Annotated in this window: 5 protein-coding genes; 3 read left to right on the forward strand and 2 right to left on the reverse strand. The window is 70.6% G+C overall.

The window, feature by feature from the left end; genetic code table 11:
- Positions 1-31: 31 nt before the first annotated feature.
- Positions 32-895, forward strand: a complete 864-nt coding sequence (locus tag C1I97_RS32455; protein ID WP_111006618.1) for an ABC transporter permease — start codon at positions 32-34, stop codon at positions 893-895.
- Between the two features lie 51 nt (positions 896-946).
- Here C1I97_RS32455 and C1I97_RS32460 read toward each other — a convergent pair whose 3' ends face one another.
- The gene (locus C1I97_RS32460) at positions 947-1,288 is read right to left on the reverse strand and encodes an ATP/GTP-binding protein (RefSeq protein ID WP_111006619.1); all 342 of its coding nucleotides are present in this window, start codon (positions 1,286-1,288) and stop codon (positions 947-949) included.
- A 244-nt stretch (positions 1,289-1,532) separates the two neighbouring features.
- On the opposite strand from C1I97_RS32460, the gene C1I97_RS32465 reads away from it, so the two are divergent.
- The gene (locus C1I97_RS32465; protein ID WP_111006620.1) at positions 1,533-2,567 is read left to right on the forward strand and encodes an LLM class flavin-dependent oxidoreductase; all 1,035 of its coding nucleotides are present in this window, start codon (positions 1,533-1,535) and stop codon (positions 2,565-2,567) included.
- A gap of 84 nt (positions 2,568-2,651) precedes the next feature.
- On the opposite strand, the gene C1I97_RS32470 is transcribed toward C1I97_RS32465, so the two are convergent.
- On the reverse strand, positions 2,652-3,044 hold the full coding sequence (locus C1I97_RS32470; protein WP_111006621.1) for an SCO5389 family protein: 393 nt from the start codon (positions 3,042-3,044) through the stop codon (positions 2,652-2,654).
- 311 nt (positions 3,045-3,355) lie between these two features.
- Here C1I97_RS32470 and nucS point away from each other — a divergent pair, with 311 nt between their 5' ends.
- On the forward strand, positions 3,356-4,027 hold the full coding sequence (gene nucS, locus C1I97_RS32475; protein WP_111006622.1) for an endonuclease NucS: 672 nt from the start codon (positions 3,356-3,358) through the stop codon (positions 4,025-4,027).
- The last annotated feature ends 220 nt before the right edge of the window (positions 4,028-4,247 follow it).

Consider the following 4,247-nt stretch of genomic DNA (forward strand, 5'->3'; position numbering starts at 1 on the left):
GCGCCAGCTGTGTATAAGAGAAAGAGAGGGGATGAGTACGCCGCAGACTCCGACGCCGCAGGCCGTGCCGCCCGCCTGGGAGGGCGGTTACACCTCGCCGATCCCCGTCGTGCGCACACACTTCGGGCACGCCCTCGCATCGGAGTGGACGAAGATCAGGTCGGTGCGGTCCACGATGTGGACGCTCGGTGTGTACGTGCTGCTCGTGCTCGGGTTCGGGCTGCTGCTCGGAGTGCTCATCGCCAACGCGTCCCCGGACTACCAGAGCGACGAGAACCCGCTGGCGCTGGGCTTCTTCGGGCTGCTGATCGGCAGCGTCTGCGTCATCACGCTCGGCGTGCTGACCACGGCCTCGGAGTACGGCACCGGCATGGTCCGCACCACGATGACGGCGTGCCCGAGCCGTACGCGGGTGCTCGCGGCCAAGGCCACGGTGTTCTTCCTCGTCGCGTTCACGGTCACCCTGTTCTCCGCCGGGGTCGTCGCCCTGGCGCACACGGCCCTGCTCGGCGGCAGCGGCGCCCGGCAGCCGACCGGCGAGGAGTGGTTCAAGGGCACGGTCGGCGTCAGCCTCTACATGGCCCTGCTCGGCCTGCTCTCGCTGGTGATGGGCACGATCCTGCGGCACTCGGCGGGTGCCATCACCCTCATGATCGGTGCGGTGCTCGCCCCGCTGGTCATCGCGGCGTTCATGTACACGCAGTCGCTGGAGAAGGTGCGGGAGGTCCTGTTCAACTATTCGATCCCCAGCCAGCTGATCGTCTTCTACGCCAACCCCTCCGGCCCCCTCGGCGACTCCGGCCCGTCCGGCTGGGACCCGCTGTGGATCATCCTGGGTGTGACGGCCGTCGCGTTCGCCGGCGCCTGCGCGCTGCTGGAGAAGCGGGACGTCTGACCGTCCGGGGGAGGCCGGACGGGTCCTGGTGCCCCGGCACCTGCATACCGTCTAGAACCGCGGCGCGTTACGGGACCGCTGCACCCGCGTGGTGCGGCGGTCCTTCGCGTTCCAGCACGCCTTGTGCCAGTGCCGGCGGTCGTCCACGCCCGCGTGCTGCGGCCAGGCCACCACGTGCGGGACGCCGGAGTGGATCACCTGGTCGCACCCCGGGCAGCGGTACGTCTTGCCCTGGGCGCTCGCGCCCGCGACATGGCGCACGCTCCAGTCCTCGCCCCGCCAGCTCTCGGTGGACTGCCAGCCGCCGTAGCGGCCCGCGGAATCGCCCTCGGCGCTGCGTCCGGACGAGGCGGCGCCTCTTCCACCGTTGGGCCGGTTGCGACGCGGGGACACGGAACACCTCACGGACATGTACGGAAAACACGGGCCGTCTCCAGCCTACGCGCCGCCGCCGCGGGTAGGCGTACGGGACCAACCTCCACAAGTCCCCCTCCGGCGCGGCCCGTTGTGATCACCTCGCCTCCCATTCCGCAGACAATCCGCAAATCTCCTCGCCAGACCGTGACTTCGGCACGTGTCGCACGGTTATGCCCGGTGGGGGAGCTCCGTGTCGGGGCCGAGGAAGCAGGAAAGAGCAATGCGCGTAGGAAGTTTCGTGCTGGCGGCCCAGTTCCCTGGGCAGGGCCAGGGGGAGGCGCTGCACCGGGCGGTCCGCTCCGCCGAGGTCGCCGAGGAGGCCGGACTGGACGCGGTCTGGCTGGCCGAGCACCACTTCGTCCCGTACGGGACGTGCCCGTCGGCGATCACCCTGGCCGCGCTGCTGCTCGGCCGCACCCGCCGCCTGGAGGTGGGCACGGCGGTCAGCGTGCTGCCCACCGCCCACCCGGTCGCGCTCGGCGAGCAGGCCGCGCTGCTGCACGTGACGAGCGGCGGGCGGTTCTCGCTGGGGGTGGGGCGCGGCGGCCCGTGGGTGGACCTGGAGGTGTTCGGCGCGGGTCTCGAGGCGTACGAGAAGGGGTTCCCGGAGTCGCTGGACCTGCTGCTGCGCTGGCTGCGCGAGCCCTCGGTGTCGGCCTCGGGGGAACGATTCACCTTCCGTGAGGTCCCCGTCGTACCGCGTCCGTCGGAGGCGCTGACGGAGACTTTGGGGGAGGGTCCCGAGGTCGTCGTCGCCTGCACCTCCCCGGCGAGCGTCCGGCTGGCCGCCGAGCGCGGGCTGCCGATACTGCTGGGGATGCACGTCGGGGACGAGGAGAAGGCCGAGATGGTCGCCCTGTGGCGGCGGTGTGCGCGGGCGGCGGGCCGGCCGGGCGAGGAGGTCCGGGGCGCCGCCCATGTCTCGGCGGGCGTCTGCCAGATCGCGGACCGGCGCACGGACGCGGTGGAGACGCTGCTGAAGGCGATGCCGGGATGGCTGAAACAGGGATTGGCCGCCCATGTCACCGTGGACGACCGGGCCCGCCGGATGCGCGATCCGCTGGAGTACACCGAACTGCTCTGCGGGCTGCACCCGGTGGGCACCCCGCGGCTGTGCGCCGACCGGCTCGCGGCGACCTCCGAGCGGACCGGAATCTCCCGCTTCGCCCTGCTCGTGGAGGGTTCGGGCGACCTGGCGGCAACGGAGGAGAACGTACGGCGGCTGGGCACCGAGGTACTGCCCCAGCTCCGCTGAGCGGGAGCCCCTCGCGGGTGGCTTGCCGCCCCTGTACTCCATGCACCTCCCGCGGGCGGAGCGGCAAGCAAAGGACTCACGGCGTCAGCAGTCCCGCAGTTCCGGAGACTGGTTCAGCAACTGGTTGCGCACCGAGGTGAACCGGGCGAGCGTCTCGTCGACCGAGGCGTCCAGCGGGAACACCGCCACCCGGTGGCAGTTCTGGAAGGCCAGCCGCACACCGAAGTGCCGCTGCAGCGCACCGCGTATGGCGTCACTCGCGAGCGCACGCAGCAGCTGACCGCGTGCCTGCTCGTCCGGCGGAGGCGTCTGGTTGTCGGCGAACTGGCCGCCGTCCACCTTCAGCTGGGCCACCAGGGAGCTGATCATCTCCCATGCGTAGGGCAGGGAGGTCCGGACGCAGTCGACGAAGGCAGCTTCGTCGACCTCGCCTCGCTCGGCCTGTTCGAGTAGGGCCGGTGAGACGTCGAGCGACATGGGTTCTCCTCTCGCACCCCCGAGACAGCAGGGGTTGCCGGACAGATACGGGGGTTCGCGACACCGAACACGGTGAGTACACAGACCGCGTCCTCCCGTCCACTACGGTAAGCGCAAGAGTGGAGGCTCACTAGGAGAACGCACGTACAGGCCGGTCGAGTTGGGCACACAATCGGCCACAAGTGAACACGGGTTATCAAGGTAAAAAAGGGACGGTCCGCGGGGAGCGCGGGTCCGTGACCGCGGGTGGCCGGCAGCCGCCCCCCGGGCGAATCGCGCGCACCGCCGTGCGTCGAGTAGCGTTGCCGACCATGCGTCTCGTCATTGCCCGATGCTCCGTCGACTACGTGGGCCGGCTCACCGCCCATCTGCCGTCAGCGCCCCGTCTGATCCTGGTCAAGGCGGACGGCAGCGTCTCGATCCACGCGGACGACCGCGCCTACAAGCCCCTGAACTGGATGTCGCCGCCGTGCACGCTGAAGGAGGGTACGGGCGAGGAGGCGGGCGTCTGGACGGTCGTCAACAAGGCGGGCGAGAAGCTCATCATCACGATGGAGGAGATCCTCCACGACTCCTCGCACGAACTCGGCGTGGATCCGGGGCTGATCAAGGACGGCGTGGAAGCGCACCTCCAGGAACTGCTCGCCGACCGCATCGAGACCCTCGGCGAGGGCTACACGCTGATCCGCCGCGAGTACATGACGGCCATCGGCCCGGTCGACATCCTGTGCCGGGACACCGACGGGCAGACGGTCGCCGTCGAGATCAAGCGGCGCGGCGAGATCGACGGTGTGGAACAGCTCACCCGCTACCTGGAGCTGCTGAACCGCGACCCCCACCTCGCCCCGGTCCGCGGCATCTTCGCCGCCCAGGAGATCAAGCCCCAGGCCCGGGTCCTCGCCACCGACCGCGGCATCGGCTGCCAGGTCCTGGACTACGACGCGCTGCGGGGCATCGAGGACGACAAGCTGCGGCTGTTCTGAGGCGGCCGTACGGCACGTGTACGGCACTGGGGGCCGGGTTCCGTGTGACACGGGCCCGGCCCTCCGTGCTTCGTCGGGCAGTCCTCAGATCACCGTGTCCGGGCTGCCCGGGGAGCTCGCGCCGTCGTTCTCCGGGGCGCTTGCCGAGCTGCTGGAGGCGGCCGGGGCGCTCGACGTGGCGGATCCGCTCGCCGAGTCGGAGGTCTCCGGTGACGTGGGC

It is taken from the genome of Streptomyces sp. NTH33, from assembly GCF_003236365.1.
In the GTDB taxonomy this organism is placed as follows: Bacteria; Actinomycetota; Actinomycetes; order Streptomycetales; family Streptomycetaceae; genus Streptomyces.